We start from the raw sequence: 26,992 nt of genomic DNA, 5'->3' as shown, positions 1-26,992 counted from the left end.
CGCCTTTTTCACCACGCTATAATAAACAGACAAATGTGGTTTTTTTTAGTACAATGAAGCAGATAGGAAAGGGTGGGTTATTATGACGTGGATAGCAGATATTATTGTGGATGTGCCCGCTATGCAGACGGATCAGCCTTTCAGTTATGAAGTTCCCGATCACTTGGTCGATGTGGTGGAAGTTGGGCTGCGTGTTGAGGTGCCTTTTGGCAATGGGAATCGGCATATTCAAGGTTTTATTGTGGGGTTGAGAGAGACCTTGGAAACAGAAGTTGAGTTAAAAGCAATTATCGGTGTTTTAGACTTACATCCTGTTTTAACCCATGAATTACTAGCCTTAGCAGATGAGATGAAGGAAACAACGTATTCATACAAAATAACGTGTCTTCAAACCATGCTACCAAGTGTTATGAAGTCTTCTTATACGAAATACGTGACACAAACAGATAAGGCACTACCTAAAATTATTGAAGAAGAACTCTTTTTAGGTTTGGCAGAGATTGAGTGGGAACAAGCTCAGGAATCCCCTCATTTTGCCGAATTGTTACGCTTAAAAAAGACGGGACATGTGGATATTCGTTATGAAGTAACGACTAAAAATAAGGTGAAAACAAAACGCGTTTTAAAGAAAGTAATGACTAACGAACAATTACAAGCTGAACGTGAAAATCTAAGGAAAAATGCAGTTCAAAAATGGCGACTATTATCATTTTTACTTGAGATAGATGAAGCCGAGCATGGAATTAAAGAAGTTATGGAGACTCATGATATTTCCAACAGTGCGATTAATGATGGAAAAAAACTTGGTTGGTTAACTATTGAAGAACGAGAAGTGTACCGTGATCCTTATGCCCTTCATCAATTTAAAAAAGATGAACCTTTAGTTTTAAATAGTGAACAACAAGAAGCCCTTGATACTATGAAAGAATCCATGGACGCTTCAAAATCAGATGTCTTTCTTTTGGAAGGTGTGACTGGTAGTGGGAAAACAGAGGTTTACTTACAAGCGATAGCCCACTGTCTAGCTAAAGGACAAACAGCGATTATGTTGGTTCCAGAAATTTCATTAACACCACAAACGGTGACGCGTTTTAAAAAACGTTTTGGTGATGATGTGGCGGTTCTTCATAGTGGCTTATCCCAAGGTGAAAAATATGATGAATGGCGAAAAATCGAAAGAAAAGAAGCCAGTGTTGTTGTTGGCGCTCGTTCTGCTGTATTTGCTCCACTTGAAAATATCGGCTTAATTGTGATTGATGAGGAACATGAAGGTAGTTATAAACAAGATGAAACGCCAAGATATCATGCCAAATATTTAGCGATTTGGCGCGGTAATTATCATCATTGTCCAGTTCTTCTAGGAAGTGCCACACCGTCTTTAGAAGCTCGCGCGCGAGCTCAAAAAGGCGTGTATCGTTTACTTATTTTAAATGAACGGGCAGTTTCCAAAGCAACGTTACCAATTATTAACATTGTGGATATGAAATTAGAAATGAAAAATGCGTTATCTACCAGTTTTTCTAATCAGTTGTTGGAAAAATTAAAAGAACGTATGGAGAAAAAAGAGCAATCCGTTTTAATGCTAAATAGACGAGGCTACTCATCCTTTGTAATGTGTCGGGATTGCGGGTATGTGTTACCTTGCCCGAATTGTGACATTTCCTTGACGCTGCATATGGACACGAAGCAAATGAAGTGCCATTATTGTGGTCATGAAGAGCGAATTCCTTATCGTTGTCCCATCTGTGATGGAGATAAAATTCGTTATTACGGCACAGGAACGCAAAAGATAGAAGAAGAGCTGAAAGAATTGTTACCAGATGCTCGTGTGATTCGGATGGATGTGGACACCACTCGTAAAAAAGGGGCCCATGAAAAATTATTAAAACAATTTGGCGCAGGAGATGCGGATATTTTACTTGGAACGCAAATGATAGCCAAAGGATTGGATTTTCCTAATGTTACCTTAGTAGGAGTGTTAAATGCAGATACCGCTCTTAACTTGCCTGATTTTAGAGCTAGTGAAAAAACCTTCCAATTGTTAACTCAAGTGAGTGGTCGTGCTGGCCGTGGGGATAAATCAGGAGAAGTTGTGATTCAAACCTTTAATCCAGATCATTACGCGATTCAACTAGCTAAAAATCAAGAGTATGAACCATTTTACCAACATGAATTAAAATTGCGTCATCGCGGAAATTATCCACCTTTTTATTTTACAACTCAATTAGTGGTGAGTCATGAAGAGGAACATTTAGCAGCGAAAAAAATGTTTGAAATCGTTCACTTTTTAAAAGGATTTTTATCCCCAAATGCGATTATGTTAGGTCCAACGCCTAAATCAGTTGCCAGAATGAATAAACGCTATTATTATCAAACAGTGATTAAATATAAAAATGAACCAGAATTAAGTAAGGGACTGAAAGTGATTTTAGAAGAATCACAAAAAGAAATGCGCAATGGCTTGCGAATTACCATTGACATGGAACCCCAACACTTCATATAAGAGAGGATTCACACATGCAAAAAATAGTAATGTATCCAAATAAAGTGTTAACAACACCAACTAAAAAAGTACCATTCATTGATGACGAAATCATTGAGTTATTAGATGACATGTATCAAGTGATTAAAGCTAAAGACGCGATTGGTTTAGCAGCGAATCAAATTGGTGTGTCAAAAAGTGTGATTGTCATTGAACTAGATGAAGAATCAGGTCTATTCGAAATGATTAATCCAGAAATTGTCGCTAAAAAAGGCAAGTCGATTGATGTGGAAGGGTGTTTAAGTTTCCCAGATATCTACGGAACCGTTGAAAGATACGAAGAAGTGACAATGCGCTATGTTGACCGTGAAGGCTATGAAATGGAAGTGGACGCAACAGGTTATTTAGCACGAGCTTTCCAACACGAGATGGAACATTTAAGAGGCGAGTTATTCACGGATAACATTATTGATTACATCAAACCAGAAGATTTAGATAAGTATATGGAGGAACATGGTTATGACTAAAATAGTATTTATGGGAACACCTGGCTTTTCAGTGCCGATTTTAGAAGGTTTGGTAGAAAAAGGGTACGATGTGATTCGTGTAGTAACCCAACCAGACCGTCCAGTGGGAAGAAAAAAAGTCCTAACCCCGCCACCCGTTAAGGAATCAGCGGTTAAATTAAATATTCCTGTTCTTCAACCAGAAAAAATCAGTGGTTCAGAAGAGATGGCAGAAATTATTGATTTAGCACCAGATTTAATCGTTACCGCAGCTTTTGGTCAGTTTTTACCAGAAAAATTATTAGAAGCACCGAAGCATGGGGCGATTAATGTTCATGCGTCACTTTTACCGAAATACCGTGGGGGAGCTCCAGTTCACTATTCAATTGTTAATGGAGATAGTGAAACAGGAGTAACGATCATGAACATGGTTAAAAAAATGGACGCAGGAGATAAATTATTCCAACAAGCGATACCGATTGAAAAAACAGATGACGTTGGAAGTATGTTTGATAAGCTAAGTCTTTTAGGAAAATCAATGTTACTTGAGATGTTACCAGAGTTTTTAGCTGGAAATATCACGCCAGTTCCTCAAGACGAAGAACAAGTGACGTACTCACCTAACATTACCCGTGAGGAAGAACAAATTGATTGGAATAAGACGAGTCAATTAATTGATTGCCAAGTTCGCGGTATGCGTCCATGGCCAGTGGCTTATGGTATGTATCAAGATGCGCGAATGAAATTATGGGATGTGACGGCTCTTGAAGAAGTGACAGATGAAAAACCAGGGACAATCATTCAATTGAACAAAAAGAACTTTTGGGTGGCTTGTGGTGAAAACACAGTGCTCCAAATTAATGAATTACAACCAGCTGGTAAAGGGAAATTAAAGGCCGTTGAATATTTAAACGGCATAGGAAGATCAATGGAAGTGGGAACGAGATTTGAATAAAAATAGAAAATTACCAAGAAAAGTATATGAATCACCAAGGTTAGCCGCTCTTGAATTATTGGTTCAAGTATCAGAAGAAGACGCGTACTCAAATCTTTTAGTGAAGGAGTATATCACCAAACACCGTCTTTCTGAAAAAGATGGTCGTTTGATGACAGAGATTGTCTACGGTACGATTAGTCGAAAATTAACTTTAGAATATGGCTTAACTAATTTTGTAGAAGATACCTCTAAAATTGATAACTGGGTAAAACAACTCTTATTGATGTCGTTATACCAAATGGAATATTTGGATAAAGTTCCAGAATACAGTGTGATTAGTGAAGCAGTTGAAATTGCGAAAGCTAAAAGTAATCCAGGAATTGGTCGTTACGTGAATGGTGTTTTAAGAAGTGTTCAGCGTGAAGGGTTAAGACCAACTGAGGAAATTAAAAATAAAGTGAAACGTCTATCGACAGAAATTAGTATTCCTAAGTGGTTAACGAAACGATTAGTTGATACGATTGGTTTTGAAGAGACGGAAAAACTAGGTCAGTCACTTTTAATGCCGAGTAAAGCGAGCGCTCGAGTGAATACTCATTTGATTAGCCGTGAAGAAGCTATCACGCGCCTTGAAGAAGAGGGGATTTTTGCAGAAGAAAGTACGGTTTCTCCGGTGGGGATTGTTGCTAAAAAAGGTTTCTTAGCAGGAAGCACTCTTTTTAAAGAAGGATTGTTAACGGTTCAAGATGAAAGCTCAATGTTAGTGGCACCAAGTATGCAAATTAAGCCAGACGCTAAAATATTAGATGCTTGTGCGGCACCAGGCGGTAAAACCGTTCATATGGCAATTTATTTAGATGAGGCTAAAGGTGGTAAAATTACGGCTTTAGATATTCATGAACACAAACTGAAATTAATCGAAGAAAACACAGAACGTTTAGGTGTTTCAAATGTTGTTGAAACGCATCTTTTAGATGCTAGAGAAGTGGCAACGGCTTTCCCAGATGAAAGTTTTGATCATATTTTAGTAGATGCACCTTGTTCTGGCTTAGGTTTATTACGCCGCAAACCAGATATTAAATACAGTAAAAAACTAGAAGATATCTTGGAACTTCAAGAAATCCAACTAGCAATTTTAGAAAGTGTTGTTACAAAAGTAGCGCAATGCGGTATAATAACGTATAGTACTTGTACAATTGCCCCAGAGGAAAACCAAGAGGTAATTAACAAGTTTTTAGAAAAACATCCTAACTTTGAAAAAATTGATATTGATGGGGCAGAAAATATACCAATGAGTTATCATGATCAAATGGTACAAGTTTACCCTCATCACTATCAAACTGATGGATTTTTTATTTGTTGCTTAAAGAAAAAGCAATAGTTGACCGATTGAAGGAGTGAAATCATGCATATTGAATTCCAGACGAATGTAGGACGCAAAAGGAAAAGTAATCAGGATACAGTGGGAGTTTATGAGAATAAATCAGGAATTGTTTTAGGTATTGTGGCTGATGGTATGGGCGGACATCAAGCAGGAGACACGGCGAGTTACTTAGCAGTAACGGGAATTGGCGAGTTATGGCAAGAAACCAATTTGTATAAACAAAATGACGTGGCAAGATGGGTTGTCTCAGCGATTCAAAAAGAAAATGAGGTTATTTACACAGAAGGTAGCAGTAACCCAGATAAATACGGTATGGGAACAACGATTGTTGTGGTGGCTCTTTTAGGTGAAAATATTTTATTAGGACATGTAGGCGATAGCCGTGCTTACATTATCAGAAATAACGGAATTAAGCAGTTGACAGATGACCATTCCTTAGTGAATGAACTGGTAAAAACTGGAGAAATTACATTAGATATGGCAGCTAAACATCCTAAAAAGAATGTGTTAGTCAGGTCTGTGGGTGTTCCAGGTGAGGTTGAAGTGGATTTATCAGTGGTGGCAATTTCTGAAAATGATCATATTTTGTTATGTTCTGACGGATTAAGTAATATGCTTTCTGATACTTATATGAAGAGCATTGTTTCACAACCAGATTCGTTGAAAAAACGTGTGGAACAATTGATTAGTGAGGCCAATGAAGCAGGTGGAACAGACAATATCACCGCTTTATTAATTGATTTTAAAACTCCAAGTAAGGAGGCCTTTGATAAATGATAACAATTGGCACAAAGATAGGGGAACGCTATGAAACGATTGGTAACATTGGTAGCGGCGGTATGGCCAATGTTTATTTAGCGAAAGATTTAATCTTAAATCGTGAAGTGGCTGTTAAAGTCCTTCGTTTTGACTTTCAAAACGATCAGGATTCTTTGAGACGTTTTCAAAGAGAAGCACTTGCTGCAACTGAGATGGTACATCCAAACATTGTGAGTGTGTACGATGTGGGCGAAGAAAGCGGCATGCAGTATATAGTGATGGAATATGTTAAGGGAACAGATTTAAAGCAGTACATTAAAAATCATCCTAATATTCCGCTAACAACAGTGGTCGATATTATGGGTCAAGTGTTGTCAGCTATCTCTTTAGCTCATCAACACCGAATTATTCACCGTGACTTGAAACCACAAAATATTTTAGTAGATGAAGACGGTACTGTTAAAATTACCGATTTCGGGATTGCGATTGCATTATCTGAAACATCTATTACTCAAACGAATACGCTCTTAGGATCGGTTCATTACTTATCACCAGAGCAAGCTCGTGGTGGTATGGCGACGCGTCAATCAGATATCTATGCCTTAGGGATAATTTTGTATGAACTCTTAACAGGTGGGGTTCCTTTTGAAGGAGAATCCGCCGTATCGATTGCATTGAAACATTTCCAAAAAGATATGCCTTCAGTGAGAGAAAGTAATCTACAAATTCCACAACCTTTAGAAAACGTGGTCTTAAAAGCAACAGCTAAAGAGATGACGGATCGTTATAAGACAGTGGATGAAATGTATGCTGATATTAGAACGTCATTGAGTCCGGACCGTGCTAGAGAGGCTGTTTTTGAGCCTTCAGCGATGACGGATGAAACAATCATGTTAGAACCCATCGATGATGTCTACGTGCCAAGTCATGTGACTAAGCCAATTCCTAAGTTAAATCCAAATTTAGATGAGGATGACGATGAAGAATTAGATGAAGTTAAGAAGAAATCTAAACGTGGTTTAAAAATCTTTTTAGCGATTGCGGCAGTCTTGATTTTGCTTGGTGGTGGATTGTTTGTTTTAGGCAAAAAAGGTGGCGATGTTACTATTCCAGATGTGAGTGGTAAGACAGAAGCAGAAGCCACTGCTATGCTTGAAAAAGAGCACATTAGCGTTAAGAAAACTGAAAAAATAAGTGACGATAAAATTGAAAAAGGACTCGTTGTTAAAACTGATCCGCCAATTGGATCTTCCGTGAAGAAAAAATCTGGCTCGATCACACTTTACGTGAGTTCTGGTCAATCAGATGTGACGATGAAAGATTATGCTCATGAAGATGTGACGGATGCTAAAGATGATCTGTTAAATAAAGGGTTTAAAGAAGAAAATATTACGATTAAAAAAGAAAAATCTTCTTCTGTTAAAACGGATGCAGTCATTAAGCAAACGCCAAAATCAGGTCGTAAGGTTAACCCGGATGACACTAAAGTGACGCTAATTATTAGTGAAGGTGCCGCAACATTTGCTCTAGAGGATATGTATAACTATTCAAGAAGTCGTGCCTTAAGTTATTTAGAGAGTTCAGGGTTAGTTTTTTCTGATGGCGGAACTCAATACGATGACAATGTTCCACAAGGGAGTGTCATCTATGCGTATCCAAGAGTGGGTGATAAGAGTCAAGTGAAAAAAGGTGATGAGATTGTTGTGATGTTCTCGGCAGGAAAAGAGCCGACAGCTCCACCACAATCAACAACACCTCCTAGTTCTTCTTCCTCACACTCAAGTTCGAAAGAAGAACCAACGACTGGAACAACGGATACAGGAGAGCCATCAAGCAAAGAAGAAAATCCTAACAATGATCAAAAAGACAAAGAAAATAAAAGTTAAAAACATTGAAGAGATTGACTCAAATGGTCAGTCTCTTCTTTTTTTACCGTGATTTATGTTACAATAACAAATAGAAATAAACCGTTATCTTGATAAGGAGGAAAGCATGCCTAAAGGACAAATTAGAAAAGCGTTAAGTGGGTTTTATTATATATATCATGAGGGAGAAACCTATCAAACAAGGGGTCGTGGGAATTTTCGTAATCGCAACATTACCCCTCTTGTTGGTGATTGGGTGGAATTTGAAAGTAGTAATTTAACAGATGGTTATGTGTTAGATGTTTTTGAGCGGGAGAACGAATTGATTAGACCGGCTGTTGCGAACATTGATTTAGGAGTTGTGGTGACTAGTTGTGTCAAACCTAATTTCTCTTTTAATCTATTAGACCGCTTTTTAGTGACCTTAGAGTCGAAAAAAATCCAACCGATTATTTATATTACTAAGTTAGATTTAGCGACAGAAGAAATCAAAGCTGAGATGGCTAATGTAAAAAAATATTACGAATCAGTAGGTTATCCAGTTTTATATTCAGAATCAGGAAACACTGATAACTTGACCGCTTATTTCAAAGACAAACTAACTGTTTTTATGGGACAATCCGGAGCAGGAAAATCGACACTCCTCAATAAAATTGCCCCAAGTCTTGATTTGGAAGTAGGAGACATTTCTGAGGCATTAGGTCGAGGACGTCACACAACCAGACATGTAGAATTAATTGAATTAAACGGAGGTCTTGTTGCTGATACTCCAGGATTTAGTTCAATTGAATTTTTAGAAATGAGTTTGGAAGAATTACCTAAGTATTTCCCTGAATTTTTAGAGGCTTCTGAATTTTGTAAGTTTAGAGAGTGTATGCATCATAAAGAGCCAAAATGTGAAGTGAAACATCGTTTAGAAGAAGGCAACATTTTACAGTCACGGTATGATAATTATTTACAGTTTTACGAAGAGATTAAAACAAGAAAACCAAAATACAATAAAAAAGAAAAGTGAGGCAATAACAATGGTTAAAATAGCACCTTCAATTTTAAGCGCAGATTTTGCAAATTTAGAAAGAGATATTCGTTTGGTAGATGAAAAGGGCGCGGACTATATTCACGTTGATGTGATGGATGGTCAATTTGTACCGAATATTACTTTAGGAGCTAATATTATTTCTGCGATTCGTCCGGTAACAGATTTAGTATTAGACGTGCATTTAATGGTTGTGGAACCAGAACGCTTTATCGAAGATTTTGCGAAAGCGGGTGCCGATATTATTACCGTTCATGCTGAAAGTACGGTTCATGTTCACCGTGCCATGCAAATGATTAAAGCAACGGGAAAAAAAGCGGGCGTGGTCATTAATCCAGGAACACCTGTTTCAGTGATTGAACCTGTTTTAGCTTTAGCAGACTTAGTTTTAATTATGACAGTCAACCCAGGTTTTGGCGGCCAAGCTTTCTTACCTGAGTGCTTAGTTAAAGTTGAGCAATTAGATAAACTTAGAAAAGAACATGGCTATACGTATGAAATTGAAATTGATGGTGGCGTTGATGATAAAACAGCTAAATCATGTGTTGATGCGGGAGCAGATGTTTTAGTGGCTGGATCTTACGTTTATAACTCACCTGATGTAGGAGAGAGAATTCAAACATTACGTGAAGTAACGAAGTAATGATTAACGAAGTGGTGATTATCGGTGGGGCAGATCCGAGTAGTTGGCCGGATATGACGCAGTACAATCTGGAAACGACCGCGTTTATTGGCGTTGATCGTGGATCGCTCTACGGTATTAAAGCTGGTTTCGAACTTGAAGCGGCAGTGGGAGACTTTGATTCCCTTTCTGAAGTGGAGTGGCAATGGTTAACAACCCAACTAGATGATATTGCACGATGTCCTGCTGAAAAAGATGACACGGATATGCAATTAGGTATTCTAAAAGCAATTGAGAAGCATCCTAAGGCTGATTACACATTAATTGGAGCAACAGGTGGTAGATTGGATCATTATTTATCCAATCTATGGCTACCGCTCCAAGAACGCTTTATGCCTTATTTTGAAAAAATTCGAATCCTTGATGATCAAAACAGTGTGACTTACTTTAATCCAGGAAAACACAAAATCTTTAAGGAAGCAGATAAAAAGTATCTGGCTTATGTTTGTTTGGTACCAATCACTAAACTATCCTTGTATGATGCTAAATATAAATTGGATCAAGTTGATTTTATATATCCTACGTCATTATCAAGTAATGAATTTGTAGGTGATGTTAGCCATTTTTCTTTTGAGAGTGGTTTGATGTGCGTGATTCAATCAAAGGATAAAAAATAAAAAGAGTTTAAGATATCACCTATTTAAAGGTTTTATCTTAAACTCTTTTTTAATAGAAAACAAAAAGACGCCCAATCATCTGAATGATATAAGTGTCTTTAATCAGTTTTTTTATTAAACGCGTTCAACTTTACCAGATTTCAAAGCACGAGCAGAAACCCAAACTTTCTTTGGCTTACCGTCTACTAAGATACGAACTTTTTGTAAGTTAGCACCCCAAGTACGTTTAGATGCGTTCATTGCGTGAGAGCGGTTGTTTCCTGATCTTGCTTTACGCCCAGTTATATAACATTCTTTTGCCATGATATCCCTCCTTTGCTTTGTATATATCAATTGTACATTAATCACACTAGAATAATTTATCATATATTAAGAGTTTATGCAATATAAATTTTACTTGAAGTGGATAAAAATTCTAAAAAAGTAGGTAATCTGTGATTTATTCTTTAACATTACTGTGGATTGTGATAAACTTAAGCGTGAAAATGGGAAAATACTGACTATAGGGAGGTAGCAAAATGGCTGTAAAAATTAAAACACAGGCTGGAACCATTGAAATTTCAAATGATGTCATCGCTACTGTTGTCGGCGGCGCTGCAACAGATATCTATGGGATTGTTGGCATGGCAAGTAAAAATCAAATTAAAGATAATGTAAATGATATTTTAGGTAAAGAAAATTATTCAAGAGGCGTGGTTGTTCGTCAGGAAGAAAATGGCGTTGCAGTTGATGTCTATATCATGGTAAGCTATGGTACAAAAATTTCTGAAGTAAGTCGTAATGTGCAAGAAAGTGTGAAATACAACCTAGAGACAATGTTAGGTGTTGTCGCAAATTCAGTTAATATTTTTATCCAAGGTGTCCGAGTACAACCTGAGTAAAATAAGCACATAATAGATGATTATGTTTTTGAAAGAAATGAGGAGGAACATTTTAGTGGAAGTGAAAGCAATCAACGGAGGGCAATTTCAAGCAATGGTTCAAGCAGGTGCGAATCGTTTGAATCAAAATGCAGAATTTGTAAACTCTTTAAATGTTTTCCCTGTACCAGACGGTGATACAGGAACGAATATGGATTTATCAATGACAAGTGGCGCTAAAGCAGTCAGAGACTCGACTAGTGAACATGTTGGCGAATTAGCAGCAATTCTATCAAAAGGATTGTTAATGGGAGCTCGTGGAAACTCTGGAGTAATTTTATCACAAATTTTCCGTGGCTTTTCAAAACAAATTATTGAAGAAGAAACACTAAGCGCTCAAAATTTAGCAGACGCTTTTAAAAATGGTGTGGAAACAGCTTATAAAGCAGTCATGAAACCTGTTGAAGGAACGATTTTAACTGTTTCTCGTGGGGCGGCGATTGGCGCTGAGAAAAAAGCAAAAACATCTGATGATTGTATCGAAGTTATGGAAGCAGCTCTTAAAGGCGCTAAAAAAGCTTTGGCAAAAACACCAGATATGTTACCAGTCTTAAAAGAAGTTGGCGTGGTTGATAGTGGTGGTCAAGGGTTAGTTTTTGTTTATGAAGGCTTCTTAGAATCATTATCAGGAAAAATTGTTGAGAGTGACTTACATCAACCAACACCTGGACAAATGGACGCGATGGTTAATGCGGAACATCACAGAAGTGTTTCTGGTTCTGTTGCAACTGAGGACATTAAATTTGGTTACTGTACTGAAATTATGGTACGTATCGGCGAAGGACCAACTGTTGATAGTGAATTTGATTATGATACATTTAGAAACTACTTAAATGAACTAGGTGATAGTTTATTAGTGGTTGCTGATGATGAAATTATCAAAGTTCATGTTCATACAGAGCAACCAGGTGAAGTCATGAATTACGGTCAAAAATTCGGTTCATTAATTAAAATTAAAGTGGATAACATGCGTGTTCAACATGAAACGATTTTAGAAACTGAAAGTACAGCAAAAGCTGAGAAACCTAAAGAACGTGTGCCTTACGGAATTATTTCTGTGGCAGCTGGAAAAGGGGTTCAAGAGCTATTTACTAGCATGGGAGCAAACTACATTATTAGTGGTGGGCAAACAATGAACCCAAGTACAGAAGATATCTTAAAGGCAATTGATGCCGTTCATGCAGAACAAGTCATTATTTTACCTAACAATAAAAATATCTTCATGGCAGCTGATCAAGCAGCTGAAGTAAGTGAAATTCCAGCAGTTGTGATTCCGTCAAAAACGGTTTCTCAAGGAATGACAGCTTTATTAGGCTTCAATGAGCAAATGTCATTAGAAGATAACACATCTGCTATGAGAGATATGCTTGAAGAAGTGATTAGTGGTCAAGTAACAACTGCCGTTCGTGATACAACAATCGACGGTGTTGAGATTACTAAAGACGACTATATCGGTATGATTGAAGGAAAGATTGTTGTGTCTAATCCAGATCGTTTAGATGCGTCAGTTGAAACTTTAAAAGGAATGCTTCAAGAAGATACTGAAATTGTGACAATCATCATTGGTGAAGATGGCGACGCTGAAGAAGCTGAGCGCATTGAAGCAACACTTATTTCAATGAACGAAGATTTAGAAGTTGAAATCCACCAAGGGGATCAACCGGTTTACCCATATCTTTTTGCTGCAGAGTAAAATAAATTAAAACAAAAATAAAAGAGGTTGAGTTTAATTGAACTCGCCTCTTTTTTGTCATAAAGGGGGAGTTTGATGAGTCATCTAAAACAATCAATCGACACGTTAAAAGGTGTGGGACCAAAAAGAGCAGAAGTGATTCAAAGTTTAGGAATCAAAACGATTGAGGACTTGTTAATGTACTATCCGTTTAGATACGATGATATTCAAGAGAAAACCTTAGATGAGATTCAAGATCAAGAGAAAGTAGTCTTAAAAGGCACAGTGCTAGCAGAACCTGTCGTTAGTTATTTCGGGTTTAAAAAGAGTCGTTTAGTCTTTCGGATGATGCACGAACAAGCTGTTATCGGAGTGACTTTCTTTAATCAACCTTTCTTAAAATCGAAAATTAACGCATCAGAAGAAATAGCCATTTACGGAAAATGGGACGGTAAGAGAAAAGCCTTAACAGGGATGAAAATTTTGGCTACTCAAGATGATGAAGAGGATTTCTCACCGATTTATCACGTGAATAAAAAAATTAAACAGAAAACCTTAGTTGATTTAATTCGTAGTACTTGGGAAATGTACGGAGATGAGCTGGAAGAGAACCTTCCTCAATGGTTAGTTGATAAATATCGCTTAATGCCTAAAAAACAAGCAGCCTATGCGATGCATTTTCCTAGAGATACTGCAGAAAATCGCTTAGCTAAAAGAAGGTTAGCTTTTGAAGAGTTTTTCTTATTCCAACTGCAAATGATTCAATTGAAAAATCAAGAAACCTCTAAAGAACAAGGAAATGCGATTCTTTATGATGTGAAGAAGTTAAAAGCTTTTATTGAAACTTTACCTTTTGAGTTAACGAAAGCCCAAAAAAGAGTGGTGAATGAAATTTGTTCTGATTTAAGAAATGAAAAACATATGCATCGCTTGCTTCAGGGGGACGTTGGGAGCGGTAAAACCATTGTTGCGGCAATTTGTTTGTATGCAGTGGTTAGTGTTGGTTATCAAGGAGCTTTAATGGTGCCTACAGAAATCTTAGCAGAACAACACATGGAAAGTTTACTTGGCTTGTTTGATCCATTAGAAGTGAGTGTGGCGTTACTTACCAGTTCCACTAAAACCGCCGAAAGACGCCGAATTTTAGCTGAACTAGACTCAGGTGAGATTGATATTATTGTGGGGACGCACTCTTTAATTCAAGAAGAAGTCAGGTTTAATCATCTGGGACTTGTTATTACAGATGAACAGCATCGTTTTGGAGTAAATCAAAGGAAGATGCTCCGTGAAAAAGGAGATCGACCAGATGTATTATTCATGACAGCAACTCCGATTCCAAGAACTCTAGCGATTACCGCATATGGAGAAATGGATGTTTCTGTTATTGATGAGTTACCAGCTGGAAGAATTCCCATCGAAACGAGATGGATTTTACCTAAACAAGTGGATTCGGTTTTAACATGGATGAATAGACAACTCCAAGCAGGGCAACAAGCGTATGTTATTTGTCCCTTAATAGAAGAATCTGAAATGTTGGACGTAAAAAATGCGACAGAAATCTATGAACATCTGAGTGAGTTTTTTAGCCCAACCTACAAAGTTGGTTTGCTTCACGGGAAAATGAAATCTCAAGAAAAAGACGCTATTATGGAAGAATTTAAAGATAATCAGCTCCAAGTTCTTGTTTCAACAACAGTTATTGAAGTTGGGGTGAATGTACCTAATTCGACGATGATGATGATTATGGATGCGGATCGCTTTGGTTTGGCACAACTTCATCAATTACGAGGGCGTGTTGGCCGTGGTAGTTTGGCTTCTTATTGTATTTTAGTCGCTAATCCTAAGAGTGATCAAGGAAAAGAGCGAATGAAAATCATGACGGAAACCACAGATGGTTTCGTCTTAAGTGAAAAAGATTTAGAAATGCGTGGTCCGGGAGATTTCTTTGGGGCGAAACAATCAGGTTTACCCGTATTTAAAGTCGGGGATATTGTCGCAGATGTGATGATTTTAGAAACAGCTAGAGTAGAAGCGACAGAGTTGTTGGCAGATTCAAGTTGGCAGGAAAAAACGGAGAATCAGATACTCGTTAAAAGTCTAAAAGAACGAGATGAAGAAACAGAGTTCTTAGATTAATCAGAATATGGTAGAATGTAAAAGATTGAGTAAGAGAAAAGAGGGAATCATGTGAGAATAGCGATAGATGCTATGGGTGGGGATAATGCCCCACAAGCGATTGTTGAAGGGATTAATTTAGCTAAAAAAAATTACCCGGAACTTGAATTTTTATTATTTGGTAAAGAAAATGAAATTAAAAAATATTTGACTGACGAGAAAAATGTCACGATTATCCATACAGATGAAAAGATTAATAGTGATGATGAACCTGTCAAATCGATTCGCCAAAAGAAACAAGCTTCGATGGTTTTAGCTGCGCATGCGGTTAAGAATAAAGAAGCGGATGCCTTGTTTTCAGCAGGGAATACAGGTGCTTTATTGGCAGCTGGATTATTTGTTGTTGGACGTATCAAAAAAGTAGAGCGTCCAGGTCTGATGACAACTATGCCAGTTTTTACTGGTGAAGCAGGAGCTGGTTTTGATTTTATCGATATGGGAGCAAATGCAGACAATAAACCAGAGCATTTGTTAACTTACGGAATTTTGGGTTCTTTTTATGCAAAAAAAGTTCGTAGTATTGAAAATCCTCGTGTTGGGTTATTAAATAATGGGACGGAAGCCACAAAAGGTAGCGAATTAACTAAAGCGGCTTATGAACTCCTTGAAAAAGAAGAAAGTATTAATTTTATCGGTAACGTTGAAGCTCGTGATTTGTTTAATGGTGTGGCTGATGTTGTGGTGACAGATGGTTTTACTGGAAATGCAGTCTTGAAATCAGTTGAAGGAACAGCAATGTCTTTAATGACGATTTTGAAATCTTCGATTATGGATAGTGGTCTTAAAGGTAAAATGGGTGCATTGATGTTAAAAGATAGTTTAAAAGGCATGAAGAGTACTTTAGATTATTCAAGCCACGGTGGTGCCGTGTTGTTTGGTGTGAAGGCGCCAGTCGTTAAAACTCATGGATCAACTGGTCCAGAAGCTGTGAGTCATACAATGGGACAAATCAAAACCATGCTAGAAACTAATTTAGTTGAAGAATTACAGACCTTTTTTGATAATAAAGAGGCGTAAAATAGGCTTTTATTAGTAAAGAGATAGACAAATCAACCCTTTACAAGTAAAATTAGGGTTAAGATCATAGTGAACGCAAGAAAGAGCGAACGGGGGTGTTAGTCAATTGGAACGTCAAGAAGTCTTTGGAAAAATAAAAGAAATCGTGATTGAGCATTTTGAAATCGATGAAGATAAAGTAACAGAAGCAGTAAGTATCAAGGATGACCTAGAAGCTGATTCAATTAGCATTATGGAATTCGTCTTAGAACTTGAAGATGTCTTTGAAGCAGAAATTTCAGATGAAGATGCTGAGAAAATTGAAACAATCGGTGCAGCTGTAGATTATATTATGAGTAATCAATAAAAAACAAGTGATAGGTATAGACCTGTCACTTGTTTTTTTATTTTACTTTAACTCATTTAGAAGTCTTTTGTTCTTTTAAAGGTCGTAAAAAAAATAAAAAAAGATAAAATGAGATATTAAAGTAAAATTTATTAGAAAACTCTCATTTAAGTTGTCTTTATAAAAAGAAATGTTGGTTATTATTCTGCGGTTATTTTTAACGCTTATTTGATAAATAAAGACTGTAAAGAGCTTTTAATTTTATATTAAGTTACATTTTTATCTATAAAAACTAAAAAATTAAATTAGAGAGGACTGTTTGTTTTAAGCTTATTATGAGTATAAACACTATATTTTTTAATCATAATCTCATTTTATCTAATCCCTAGGTATTGATTAATATGAGTTATTCTAATATAATTATAAGATATCTTAGGGTTTTTTTATGAAAAATCTGTGGACAAAATAAATGAAGTGTTAAATTTTAAATAAGAAATGAAATCAGTACGGGAATAGAACAGAAAGGAGAATTCTATTGTTTGTTGACAACAAGTTATTAGAAATTAGAAATTTGCACACTGGTTTTCGCTTTAAGGATGATTACTATGATGCAGTGGATGACGTATCACTTACGTTAGACAAAAATGAAATTTTAGCGATTGTTGGGGAGTCAGGTTGTGGTAAAAGTACCTTAGCTATGACAATCATGGGATTACAAGATCCAAACAAAACTAGAATTACAGGAGATATCATCTATAATGATTTGAATCTCGTTGGGTTAAATGAAACGCTATATAATAAAGTAAGAGGAAATGATATTGGGATGATCTTCCAAGACCCTTTATCAGCACTTAACCCTTTAATGAGAATCGGTGACCAAATTGCTGAATCGCTGTTTTATCACACTGATTTAAAAGAAGACGAAAGAAATGAGCGCGCGGTTGATTTACTTGATCAAGTAGGAATTGTTAATCCTAAACGCGTTGCAAAACAATACCCACATGAGTTATCTGGAGGAATGAGACAACGTGTAATTATCGCAATTGCCATTGCTTGTAAACCACCAATTATTATTGCAGATGAGCCTACAACGGCGTTAGACGTAACGATCCAAGCTCAAATTTTAGACTTACTAAATGATCTGCAAAAAGAAACAGAGTCGGGCATTATTTTAATTACCCATGACTTAGGTGTTGTAGCCGAAACAGCTGACCGTGTCGCTGTTATGTACGGTGGACAAATAGTAGAAGAAGCTCCAGTTGATTTATTATTTAAAAACCCACAACATCCATATACAAGATCATTACTAAACTCAATTCCACAAGAAGATGCGCATGATAGTGATCTTCACGTAATCGAAGGGGTTGTGCCAACTCTTAAAAACATGGAACGCGAAGGCTGTCGTTTTGCTGAACGTATCCCATGGATTAAAGAAGAAGAGCATGAAAAAACACCAACATTACATGAAGTTGAACCAGGACATTTTGTTCGTTGTACATGTTACAAGCATTTTCATTTTAACGAGGAGGGTAAAGCGTAATGGGATTAATTCAAATTAAAGATTTAAAAGTTCACTATCCTATTCGTGGAGGTTTCTTCAATAAAGTCGTTGATTACGTGTACGCAGTTGACGGTGTTAATTTTGAAATTGAAGCTGGAACTACTTACGGTTTAGTAGGAGAATCTGGTTCAGGTAAATCAACGATTGGTAAAACAATTGTTGGTCTTGAAAAAGCAACATCAGGTGAAATTATTTTTGAGGATAGTGATGTTACTAATCGTAGCATTCGTAAAAAAATTGGCTATAACAAAGACGTTCAAATGATTTTCCAAGATTCAATGTCTAGTTTAAATCCTAAAAAACGTGTTATTGATATTATTGCTGAACCAATTCGTAACTTTGAAAAATTATCTGATCAAGAAGAAAAGAAAAAAGTTCAAGGTTTATTAGATATCGTTGGGATGCCAACAGATGCGCTTTACAAATACCCACATGAATTCTCAGGTGGTCAAAGACAACGTTTAGGTGTTGCCCGTGCCGTTGCGACGAATCCAAAATTGATTATCGCAGATGAGCCAGTATCAGCCCTAGATTTATCGGTACAAGCGCAAGTACTAAACTTCATGAAACGTATTCAAGAAGAATACAATTTAAGTTATCTATTCATCTCTCATGATTTAGGGGTTGTTAAACACATGTGTGATAACATCGCCATCATGAACAAAGGCCGTTTCGTTGAAATTGGCTCAAGAGAAGATATTTATAACGACCCACAACATATTTATACAAAACGCTTATTATCAGCGATTCCAAAAATTGATGTGGACAACCGTGCAGAGCACAAAGAAAACCGTCGTAAAGTCGAAAGAGAATACGACGAGTTATACAATCATTATTATGATGAAAATGGTCGCGTGTATGACCTACAAACTATCAGCCCAACTCATCGAGCTGCTGTTAACTTAGGCGAAGGAGGAGGAAAATAGTATGTGGAAAACAATATTACGCCGTGTCTTAGCCATGATTCCTCAAATAATTATTTTGAGCTTATTCATTTTTATTTTAGCTAAAGCAATGCCGGGGGATCCGTTTACGGGATTAATTAATCCAAACATGGACCCAGCGACCATTGATAAAATGCGTGAAGCAGCTGGTTTGAACAATCCATGGTACGTCCAGTACTGGGATTGGGTAACAAATGCTGTTCAAGGTGATTTTGGACAAAGTTTCCTTTATAAATTGCCAGTAACAGATATTATTGGGCAACGTGCAACAAATACAATTATTTTATCACTATTAACTGCTGTTTTAACTTACTTGATTGCTTTACCTTTAGGTTTGTTCTCAGGTAGATACCAAAACTCATTATTTGATAAAACAGTTGTAGTGTACAACTTTGTAAGTTTTGCTGTTCCAATTTTCATCTTTGCGTTATTAATGTTATTTATTTTTGGTTATCGTTTAGACTGGTTTCCAACAACAGGTTCTGTGGGTAGTGGTTTAGAGCCAGGTTCAATGGCATACTTTGGTAGCAAATTCTACCATATGATTTTACCAGCCATCACACAAGCCATACTTGCTACAGCTGTGACGATTCAGTACTTACGTAATGAAGTAATTGACGCACAACAAATGGATTTTGTTCGTACAGCTCGTGCGAAAGGAGTTCCAACAAACAAAGTCTTTACAAGACACATTTTTAGAAACGCTTCTTTACCAATTGCTGCCCAACTAAGTTATGAAGTATCAGCGCTTATTAGTGGTTCAGTTGTTATTGAGCAAACCTTTGCTTATCCAGGTATTGGTAAATTATTTATTGATGCAATTAATGGTCGTGACTACTCAGTTATTACTGCCTTAGTTTTAATTTTAGGTATTGTAACAATTGTCGGAAACTTAATTTCTGATATTGTAATGAGTATTGTGGATCCTCGAATTCGTATTCAGTAACCAAACAAGGAATAAGAAAGGAGAATAAGTGTGAGTAAAGAAAAGAAAGAACAAGAAGTAGTAAGTGTACCTCCTACAGGTATGAAAATGATTATTAGAGAATTTAAAAAAGATAAATTAGCCTTATTTTCATTAGGTCTATTGGTTATTATCATGTTAACTATTTTTATAGGTGCTATGGTATTAGATCAATCAGCAGTTATGAAAGTTAGTATTTTTGATAAATATGCACCACCAGGTAACGGTTTCTTGTTAGGAGCCGATGAAGGTGGACGTGATGTTTTTGGTCAATTAATTATTGGAGCTAGAAACTCTGTGGTCATCGGTTTCACAATCACTATTATCACTTCAATTATTGGGGTAGGTTTAGGGATTATTGCTGGGTACTATGGTGGAGTGATAGATACAGTTATTATGAGAATTGTTGATTTTATCATGATTCTTCCAATTACTATGGTAATTATTGTATTTGTAACAATTACACCAAAATACAATGTATCAAGTTTTGTTATGATTATGAGTTTATTCTTCTGGGTAGCGAAAGCTCGTTTATTTAGAGGGAAAACTTTATCAGAAGGTCGTCGTGATTATATTAGCGCCTCTAAAACGTTAGGAACTAGCGATTTTAAAATTATGTTTGGTGAATTAATGCCTAACTTAAGTTCATTGATTATCACTAACTTAACAATCAATTTCGCTGCTAACATCGGGATTGAAACAACCCTATCTTACTTAGGTTTTGGGTTGCCACCAGCAACACCAAGTTTGGGTACGTTAATCGGATATGCATCTAATGGTGATGTATTATCTACTATGACATGGATTTGGGCTCCCGCATCAATACTTATCTTAGTAATGATGCTGAGTATAAATTATGTTGGTCAAGCATTTAAGCGTTCAGCTGATGCGCGTCAACGTTTAGGTTAAAAAAATCAAAGGGGAAATGAAGGATGAAGTACAAAAAATTAGTTAGTGCTATGGCACTTGGTGCTGCAGTGACAGTTGGTTTAGCTGCCTGTGGTGGAGGAAAAGATACTGGTAAAAAGTCGGGAGATACTAAAAAGGAAGACGTTTCTAAGTTCCCATCTAAAACAAGTAACGACAAAAAAGTAATCGAAGGTGGCACATTAGAAGCTGGTGTCGCAACAGATTCCCAATTTGCTGGATTATTTGCAGCTGAGTTTTATGAAAATAATGTGGATCAATTATTCATGGATCCTTCTCACGAAGCTATTTTCTTTTCAGACGAAAACTTCGAAACAACTGAGAATGGTTTAGTTAAAAAAGATATTGATGTAAAAGGCAAAAAAATCAAATTAACAATTACTAAAGATGCTAAGTGGTCAGATGGTAAACCTTTAATTGCAGAAGATTTAATCCAACCATATTTAGTTATTGCTCATCCTGATTATGCAGGTATTCGTTATGGTGAAGATTTCACTAACGTAGTGGGTGTTGAAGAATACCATGATGGTAAATCAAAAGATATTTCAGGAATCAAGAAAATTGATGACAAATCAATTGAAATCACTTATAAAGAAATGAATCCTGGAATGAAACAAACAAGTGAAACAGTATGGTCAAGTGCTATGCCATCTCACATCTTTAAAGATATGCCAGTTAAAGGTATGGAATCAAGTGACCCAGTTCGTAAGACGCCAGTAACCTTAGGACCTTACAAAATGGTTAAAATCACTCAAGGTGAATCTGTAGAGTATGCACCAAATGAATTCTATTATGGTGAAAAACCAAAATTAGATAAATTAATCTTGCGTGTTGCACCAACTAATTCATTAACAGAAGCAATGAAAGCTAAAAAATATGACATGATTTTCAGTATGCCAACAGACAACTATCCATCATACAAAGACATTGAAGGATATGAAATCTTAGGTCGTGCGGATTTAGCATATAGTTACATTGGTTTCAAATTAGGTAAATGGGATACAGATAAAAAAGCTGTAGCTTATAACCCAGAAGCTAAAATGGCGAACAAAGAATTACGTCAAGCAATGGGATATGCGATTGATAACACAGCAGTGGCTGATAAATTCTACCACGGTTTACGTCAATCTGCTAACGCTTTAGTACCACCAATCTTTAATGAATTTAGTGATAAAGAATTAGAAGGCTATGCGAAACAAGATGTTGAAAAAGCAAACAAAATTTTAGATGACGCTGGCTACAAGAAAAAAGATGGCGAAGAATTCCGTCGCGATCCTAAAGGTGAAAAATTAGAAATTAAATATGCTGCTATGTCAGGTGGAGAAACAGCACAACCATTAGCAGAATACTATATCAACTGTTGGAAAGAAATTGGTTTAGACGTTAAATTGGCAACAGGCCGTTTAATCGAAATGAACTCATTCTATGACAAGTTGAAAAATGATGATCCAGAAATCGATGTATACCAAGCAGCTTGGGGTGTAAGTAGTGACCCATCTCAATCAGGTTTATACGGTAAAGCAGCACCATTTAACTACACTCGTTTCGAATCAGAGAAAAACACTGAATTATTAGGTAACATTGATTCTGAAAAAGCCTTTGATAAAGACTACCGAGTGAAAGCATTTAAAGAGTGGCAAGAATATGCAAGTGAAGAAGCATATGTATTACCGATTTTATTTAGAGATGCAGTGTTACCAGTTACTGATCGTGTAGCAGGATACGACTGGGCATACTCTACTCAAGTTAATCCATGGTCTACAATCGGAGTAACTGAGAAAAAATAATACCTTTTTAACTATCAACGCAAGAAAACTTTCTTGTGTTGATAGTTTTTGTTTTAAAAGCAATGAAAAAAACGTATAATGTTTATATGACATTTGGATTGAGAGGAAGAAAAGCAAACATGATTCAAGAACTAATTTATTTAATCAAAGACGAGTACGGGATTACATTTAAGGACATCGGTCTTTTAGAACAAGCTTTTACCCATTCATCCTATGTGAATGAGCATCGACATTTGGAAATGACGGATAATGAGCGTTTAGAATTTTTAGGAGACGCGGTATTAGAATTAATTATCTCTGATTACTTATACCATCATTATCAAGACCTACCTGAAGGGAAACTAACAAAGTTACGTGCCACAATCGTTCGTGAAGATAGTTTAGCTATGTTTGCTAAAGATTGCCAGTTTGATAAATTCGTTCGTCTTGGAAAAGGTGAAGAAAATTCTAATGGACGCACACGTTCATCACTTTTATGTGATTTGTTTGAAGCCTTTTTAGGTTCATTATTTATTGATCAAGGACAAGAAGCAGCGAAAGACTTTATTGATCAAGTGATTATTCCAAGAATCGAAGCGGGTGCTTTTTCACATGAGATGGATCACAAAACAGCCTTACAAGAAGTATTACAAAAAAATGGAGACATCTTAATTGATTATCAATTAGTAAGAGAAGAAGGGCCAGCTCATAGCCGTATTTTCCATGTAGAAATCAACGCAGGTGGAAAATCATTAGGAATTGGTTCAGGTAAGAGCAAAAAAGCAGCAGAACAAAAGGCCGCGGAAGTTGCCTTAGCAGATATTGCGAATAATAAGCAATCTTAGGAAGGAGACTAAACTTTAGTGTATTTAAAACGAATTGAAATAGCTGGGTTTAAGTCATTTGCTGACCGAACGATTATTGAATTTAACCAAGGCTTAACCGCAGTAGTTGGACCAAACGGAAGTGGAAAAAGTAATATAACGGAAGCCATTAGATGGGTATTAGGGGAGCAGTCAGCCAAAAATTTACGTGGGGGAACCATGCCAGACGTGATTTTTGCTGGCTCTTCTTCACGTGCGGCTCTAAATCGTGCGGAAGTAACCCTTGTCTTGGATAATGAAGAACGGTTCTTACCACTTGATTTTAGCGAAGTTAGTGTCACAAGGCGTTTAACTCGTAGTGGGGACAGTGATTTCTTTATTAATAAACAAAGCTGTCGGATGAAAGATATTGTGAATCTCTTTATGGATTCAGGTCTTGGAAAAGAATCATTCTCGATTATTTCGCAAGGTAAGGTGGAAGCTATTTTTAATAGTAAACCAGAAGATCGTCGCGGGATTTTTGAAGAGGCAGCAGGTGTTTTAAAATATAAAACCCGAAAAAAAGAAGCAGAACGTAGATTAAGTGAAACCGATGATAATTTAAGTCGTGTGCAAGATATTATTTATGAATTAGAAGTTCAGTTAAATCCTTTGAGAGAACAAAGTGATACAGCTAAAAAATATCTTCATTTAAAAGAGCAATTAACAGAAGTTGATGTGAATGTCTCTGTTCAAGAAATTGAAAAAAATAAACAAAACTGGGACGAAAAAGAGACGGCTCTTAATATTTTATTGAAGGATATTGAAGAAAAACGTCATGCTTTAGAGCAGGCAGAAACTCAGTTAGAAACATTAAAAGAAAAACGGGAGCAACTTGAAAAGACTGTTGATGAAAAACAAAGTCATCTATTAGAAGTGACAACAGGCTACGAGCAATTAGAAGGTCAAAAAAATGTGCTTGAAGAACGTCAGCGCTTTTCAACACAAAATAAATCGTCTTATCAAGAAAGTTTACAAGCCATTGAGACAAAAGAATCACTGTTAAGAACAGAAGTAGCAAGCCTACTAGAAGAGCAAGAGCAATTAACTCAGAGTGAAAAAGAGTTACTAGCTTCTGTAGCTAGTTTAAGTGAGCAAGTGATGCGTTTCAGTAAATCAGCTAAGGAACAATTAGAAGATTTAAGAAGTGACTATGTAGATGTGATGCAACAACAAACCAATATTAACAATGATTTGAAACATTTAGAAAAACAATACCAGCAAGAAATGGTACGTAGTGAAAAAGATGTATCTACCTATGACCGCTTATTGTTAGAAGAAAAAGAAACCAAAGCTCAAAAGGAAAAACAAGCTAAGAAATTAGTGGACCAAACAGAGCAAGTGACTCAGCTACTTGAGAATTTCCAAGAAAAGCAAAAAGAAGTCCTACTTTTAAGACAACAAGTCACAGCTAATGAACGTCAAATGTATGAAGCACTGAAAATCTTACAACAAGGTCAAGCCAAAGAAAAAAGTTTGAAAGATTTACAAGCGAATTATTCAGGGTTTTATCAAGGGGTTCGTTCTGTCTTAAAAGACCGTGAACAACTTGGCGGAATTGTTGGTGCGGTGGCAGAATTAATCGAAGTACCAAAAGAAATTAGTTTAGCCATTGAAACAGCGTTAGGAGCCTCAGCCCAACATGTCATTACTGAAAATGAGCAGAGTGCCAGACAAGCGATTGCCTATTTAAAACAAAAACGTGTGGGTCGAGCAACGTTCTTACCTTTGACAACGATTAAGGCACGCCAGCTCAATGACACGATGAAAAGTAGAGTCTCTCAACATTCAGGTTATGTGGGTGTTGCCAGTGAGTTGATCAGCTATGATGAATCAATTAAAAGCGTGGTTCAAAATATTTTAGGTCTAACGATTATTGCCAAAGATTTAAAATCAGCCAATGAACTAGCTAAACAGATTAACTTCCAATTTAGAGTTGTTTCTTTAGAGGGCGACGTGATGAATCCTGGGGGTTCAATGACTGGTGGGGCGAGTAAAAATGGTCAAAATAACCAACTCTTCTCACAAGGGCATGAACTGAAAGAATTAGAAACGCAAATTGCTCAAATGACCAAGCTTTACGAAACAAAAGAAGCAGAAGTTAGAGACTTAAAAGCAACAAGTCAAAAGGCAGAAACGGATTTAGATGCGTTAAGAAAATCTGGCGAGGAAGCCCGTCTTTCAGAACAAAACTTAACCAACGAAGTCAATCAACTTGAAACAAGAAGCACGCAACAAGAAAAAGAACGTCGTGCCTTTGAATATGAAAAACGAGAATTGCAACGCTTCTTAGAAGATTATCAGGAAGAAAAAGAGCAACTCACAGAAGCGAAAGAAAAACTAGATGAGAAACAAGCAGAGCTAGATCAGCTAATGGCTCAAACAAGCCAATTAGAAGAAGAGAATACGCTAAAAAAAGAAGAAACCCAACAAGAGTTAAACAAACAGCAATCAGAACTTGCTGTCTTAACAGAAAAAATCAGTCAATTGGTTTCAAGACAAGCTGAAAAAAATGCAGAACAAACAGAGTTAACGAATCAAAAAGCAGCAATTGTCTCTCAATTAGATGATCAGTCTCATGAGCATCTCACTCAAGGAGAAACGAGTCAAAAGATTTATGTAGAGATGACCCGTTTAAGAGAAAACCGAGAAGTTATCACGACTGAATTGGAAACATTAAAAAATCAACGTGAAGAACTGTATAAAGCAATTGAGGTATTAGAAAAAGAAGTCGTTCTTAAAAATCAAAGTATCCAAAAAGTGATGGATGAAAAAACGGCTATCGAAGTCGCTAAAAATAGCTCAGGTATTGCTTTAGATAGATGTTTAACGTACCTTCAAGAAGAGTACGGCATGACGTATGAAGGTGGAAAAGCCCTTTATCCAGAGATGGTTGACTTTGAAGAAGGTAAGGAACGCATTCAACTGTTAAAGGCAAGCATTCAACAGTTAGGTGTGGTGAATGTCTCGTCAATCGAGCAGTATGAAGAAGTCAATGAGCGTTATCAATTCCTTGTGAGCCAGCAAGAAGATTTGATCCTTGCAAAAAATGAATTGTTTGAGACAATGAATGAGATGGATGAACTAGTAATTAAGAAATTCCATGACGTTTTCTGTGATATTCGTGAAGAATTTAGAGTGGTATTCCCGAACATGTTTGGTGGCGGTCACGCAGATTTAGTGTTAACAGATCCTACTGATTTACTTCATACAGGGATAGATATTATTGCCCAACCACCTGGTAAAAAATTACAAAATTTAAGTCTTTTATCAGGCGGGGAGAGAGCCTTAACGGCAATTGCTTTATTATTTGCGATTATTCAAGCGCGTCCAGTGCCTTTCTGTATTTTAGATGAAGTCGAAGCAGCTCTTGATGATGCCAACGTGGCAAGATATGGTAATTATTTACGCCAATTTGGGGAGTCGACACAGTTTATCGTGATTACTCACCGTAAAGGGACGATGGAATCGGCTAGTGTTTTGTACGGAGTAACCATGCAAGAATCAGGTGTTTCTAAGATTGTTTCCGTTCATTTAGAAGAGTTAGAGAATCAAGAATTATTAGATATGCCTTAACTTAGGAGGATATA

At 36.7% G+C, this 26,992-nt stretch carries 22 protein-coding genes; 21 read left to right on the top strand and 1 reads right to left on the bottom strand.

Going from position 1 to position 26,992, the window contains the following annotated elements:
- The first annotated feature begins 82 nt into the window (after positions 1-82).
- From priA to G7082_RS04200, 9 genes are all read left to right on the top strand, one after another.
- Positions 83-2,503, top strand: coding sequence for a primosomal protein N' (gene priA, locus G7082_RS04240; protein ID WP_166033978.1), 2,421 nt, complete (start codon positions 83-85; stop codon positions 2,501-2,503).
- Between the two features lie 14 nt (positions 2,504-2,517).
- Positions 2,518-3,009, top strand: a complete 492-nt coding sequence (gene def / locus G7082_RS04235; RefSeq protein ID WP_166033977.1) for a peptide deformylase — start codon at positions 2,518-2,520, stop codon at positions 3,007-3,009.
- Entirely contained in the window at positions 3,002-3,943 is a 942-nt protein-coding gene (gene fmt / locus G7082_RS04230; RefSeq protein ID WP_166033976.1) for a methionyl-tRNA formyltransferase, read from the top strand. Before def ends, fmt begins: the two co-directional genes overlap by 8 nt.
- Positions 3,936-5,306, top strand: a complete 1,371-nt coding sequence (rsmB, locus tag G7082_RS04225) for a 16S rRNA (cytosine(967)-C(5))-methyltransferase RsmB (protein ID WP_166033975.1) — start codon at positions 3,936-3,938, stop codon at positions 5,304-5,306. The genes fmt and rsmB overlap by 8 nt, the downstream gene beginning before the upstream one ends.
- A gap of 24 nt (positions 5,307-5,330) precedes the next feature.
- A complete protein-coding gene (locus G7082_RS04220; protein WP_166033974.1) occupies positions 5,331-6,086 on the top strand; it encodes a Stp1/IreP family PP2C-type Ser/Thr phosphatase in 756 nt (251 codons plus the stop codon).
- On the top strand, positions 6,083-7,954 hold the full coding sequence (gene pknB / locus G7082_RS04215; protein WP_166033973.1) for a Stk1 family PASTA domain-containing Ser/Thr kinase: 1,872 nt from the start codon (positions 6,083-6,085) through the stop codon (positions 7,952-7,954). Before G7082_RS04220 ends, pknB begins: the two co-directional genes overlap by 4 nt.
- Positions 7,955-8,060: 106 nt before the next feature.
- Complete coding sequence (gene rsgA / locus G7082_RS04210) at positions 8,061-8,948, top strand: ribosome small subunit-dependent GTPase A (protein WP_166033972.1); 888 nt, start codon at positions 8,061-8,063, stop codon at positions 8,946-8,948.
- 10 nt (positions 8,949-8,958) lie between these two features.
- Positions 8,959-9,612 carry a ribulose-phosphate 3-epimerase gene (rpe, locus tag G7082_RS04205; RefSeq protein ID WP_166033971.1) on the top strand — a complete coding sequence of 218 codons (654 nt, stop codon included), beginning with the start codon at positions 8,959-8,961 and terminating at the stop codon, positions 9,610-9,612.
- The gene (locus tag G7082_RS04200) at positions 9,612-10,268 is read left to right on the top strand and encodes a thiamine diphosphokinase (protein ID WP_166033970.1); all 657 of its coding nucleotides are present in this window, start codon (positions 9,612-9,614) and stop codon (positions 10,266-10,268) included. Before rpe ends, G7082_RS04200 begins: the two co-directional genes overlap by 1 nt.
- Before the next feature lie 114 nt (positions 10,269-10,382).
- On the opposite strand, the gene rpmB is transcribed toward G7082_RS04200, so the two are convergent.
- Positions 10,383-10,571: a 50S ribosomal protein L28 gene (rpmB, locus tag G7082_RS04195; protein ID WP_086951260.1), complete on the bottom strand. Its 189-nt coding sequence runs from the start codon at positions 10,569-10,571 to the stop codon at positions 10,383-10,385.
- Between the two features lie 215 nt (positions 10,572-10,786).
- On the opposite strand from rpmB, the gene G7082_RS04190 reads away from it, so the two are divergent.
- From G7082_RS04190 to smc, 12 genes are all read left to right on the top strand, one after another.
- Complete coding sequence (locus G7082_RS04190; RefSeq protein WP_166033969.1) at positions 10,787-11,149, top strand: Asp23/Gls24 family envelope stress response protein; 363 nt, start codon at positions 10,787-10,789, stop codon at positions 11,147-11,149.
- A gap of 94 nt (positions 11,150-11,243) precedes the next feature.
- Positions 11,244-12,881 (top strand): DAK2 domain-containing protein, encoded by a 1,638-nt coding sequence (locus tag G7082_RS04185; protein ID WP_420825026.1) that lies wholly within the window; start codon positions 11,244-11,246, stop codon positions 12,879-12,881.
- 75 nt (positions 12,882-12,956) lie between these two features.
- The gene (gene recG, locus G7082_RS04180; protein ID WP_166033967.1) at positions 12,957-14,996 is read left to right on the top strand and encodes an ATP-dependent DNA helicase RecG; all 2,040 of its coding nucleotides are present in this window, start codon (positions 12,957-12,959) and stop codon (positions 14,994-14,996) included.
- Between the two features lie 51 nt (positions 14,997-15,047).
- A complete protein-coding gene (gene plsX / locus G7082_RS04175) occupies positions 15,048-16,052 on the top strand; it encodes a phosphate acyltransferase PlsX (RefSeq protein ID WP_166033966.1) in 1,005 nt (334 codons plus the stop codon).
- Positions 16,053-16,158: 106 nt separating this feature from the next.
- The gene (acpP, locus tag G7082_RS04170) at positions 16,159-16,398 is read left to right on the top strand and encodes an acyl carrier protein (RefSeq protein ID WP_166033965.1); all 240 of its coding nucleotides are present in this window, start codon (positions 16,159-16,161) and stop codon (positions 16,396-16,398) included.
- Positions 16,399-16,912: 514 nt separating this feature from the next.
- On the top strand, positions 16,913-17,917 hold the full coding sequence (locus G7082_RS04165) for an ABC transporter ATP-binding protein (RefSeq protein ID WP_166033964.1): 1,005 nt from the start codon (positions 16,913-16,915) through the stop codon (positions 17,915-17,917).
- Complete coding sequence (locus tag G7082_RS04160) at positions 17,917-18,864, top strand: ATP-binding cassette domain-containing protein (protein ID WP_166033963.1); 948 nt, start codon at positions 17,917-17,919, stop codon at positions 18,862-18,864. The genes G7082_RS04165 and G7082_RS04160 overlap by 1 nt, the downstream gene beginning before the upstream one ends.
- A 1-nt stretch (position 18,865) precedes the next feature.
- Entirely contained in the window at positions 18,866-19,828 is a 963-nt protein-coding gene (gene opp4B, locus G7082_RS04155) for an oligopeptide ABC transporter permease (RefSeq protein ID WP_166033962.1), read from the top strand.
- Positions 19,829-19,909: 81 nt separating this feature from the next.
- Positions 19,910-20,755 (top strand): ABC transporter permease, encoded by an 846-nt coding sequence (locus tag G7082_RS04150; protein ID WP_166036014.1) that lies wholly within the window; start codon positions 19,910-19,912, stop codon positions 20,753-20,755.
- A 23-nt stretch (positions 20,756-20,778) separates the two neighbouring features.
- Positions 20,779-22,560: an oligopeptide ABC transporter substrate-binding protein gene (locus G7082_RS04145; protein WP_166033961.1), complete on the top strand. Its 1,782-nt coding sequence runs from the start codon at positions 20,779-20,781 to the stop codon at positions 22,558-22,560.
- Between the two features lie 119 nt (positions 22,561-22,679).
- On the top strand, positions 22,680-23,384 hold the full coding sequence (gene rnc, locus G7082_RS04140) for a ribonuclease III (RefSeq protein WP_166033960.1): 705 nt from the start codon (positions 22,680-22,682) through the stop codon (positions 23,382-23,384).
- Positions 23,385-23,402: 18 nt separating this feature from the next.
- Positions 23,403-26,978, top strand: a complete 3,576-nt coding sequence (smc, locus tag G7082_RS04135) for a chromosome segregation protein SMC (protein ID WP_166033959.1) — start codon at positions 23,403-23,405, stop codon at positions 26,976-26,978.
- Positions 26,979-26,992: the final 14 nt, after the last annotated feature.

The organism is Vagococcus hydrophili, from assembly GCF_011304195.1.
GTDB classification, from domain to species: Bacteria; Bacillota; Bacilli; order Lactobacillales; family Vagococcaceae; genus Vagococcus; species Vagococcus hydrophili.
Note: the sequence above shows the minus strand (reverse complement) of the source record. Positions and strands in the feature narration are given on the sequence as shown.

Excerpts from the sequence above, each read along its gene's own strand:
- G7082_RS04220 (WP_166033974.1), top strand. The coding sequence starts at position 5,331 with ATGCATATTGAATTCCAGACGAATGTAGGACGCAAAAGGAAAAGTAAT.
- G7082_RS04190 (WP_166033969.1), top strand. The coding sequence starts at position 10,787 with ATGGCTGTAAAAATTAAAACACAGGCTGGAACCATTGAAATTTCAAAT.
- rpmB (WP_086951260.1), bottom strand. The coding sequence starts at position 10,571 with ATGGCAAAAGAATGTTATATAACTGGGCGTAAAGCAAGATCAGGAAAC.
- G7082_RS04200 (WP_166033970.1), top strand. The coding sequence starts at position 9,612 with ATGATTAACGAAGTGGTGATTATCGGTGGGGCAGATCCGAGTAGTTGG.
- fmt (WP_166033976.1), top strand. The coding sequence starts at position 3,002 with ATGACTAAAATAGTATTTATGGGAACACCTGGCTTTTCAGTGCCGATT.
- recG (WP_166033967.1), top strand. The coding sequence starts at position 12,957 with ATGAGTCATCTAAAACAATCAATCGACACGTTAAAAGGTGTGGGACCA.
- opp4B (WP_166033962.1), top strand. The coding sequence starts at position 18,866 with ATGTGGAAAACAATATTACGCCGTGTCTTAGCCATGATTCCTCAAATA.
- rsgA (WP_166033972.1), top strand. The coding sequence starts at position 8,061 with ATGCCTAAAGGACAAATTAGAAAAGCGTTAAGTGGGTTTTATTATATA.
- G7082_RS04185 (WP_420825026.1), top strand. The coding sequence starts at position 11,244 with ATGGTTCAAGCAGGTGCGAATCGTTTGAATCAAAATGCAGAATTTGTA.
- rnc (WP_166033960.1), top strand. The coding sequence starts at position 22,680 with ATGATTCAAGAACTAATTTATTTAATCAAAGACGAGTACGGGATTACA.
- priA (WP_166033978.1), top strand. The coding sequence starts at position 83 with ATGACGTGGATAGCAGATATTATTGTGGATGTGCCCGCTATGCAGACG.
- G7082_RS04145 (WP_166033961.1), top strand. The coding sequence starts at position 20,779 with ATGAAGTACAAAAAATTAGTTAGTGCTATGGCACTTGGTGCTGCAGTG.
- pknB (WP_166033973.1), top strand. The coding sequence starts at position 6,083 with ATGATAACAATTGGCACAAAGATAGGGGAACGCTATGAAACGATTGGT.
- def (WP_166033977.1), top strand. The coding sequence starts at position 2,518 with ATGCAAAAAATAGTAATGTATCCAAATAAAGTGTTAACAACACCAACT.
- G7082_RS04160 (WP_166033963.1), top strand. The coding sequence starts at position 17,917 with ATGGGATTAATTCAAATTAAAGATTTAAAAGTTCACTATCCTATTCGT.
- rpe (WP_166033971.1), top strand. The coding sequence starts at position 8,959 with ATGGTTAAAATAGCACCTTCAATTTTAAGCGCAGATTTTGCAAATTTA.
- G7082_RS04150 (WP_166036014.1), top strand. The coding sequence starts at position 19,910 with ATGAAAATGATTATTAGAGAATTTAAAAAAGATAAATTAGCCTTATTT.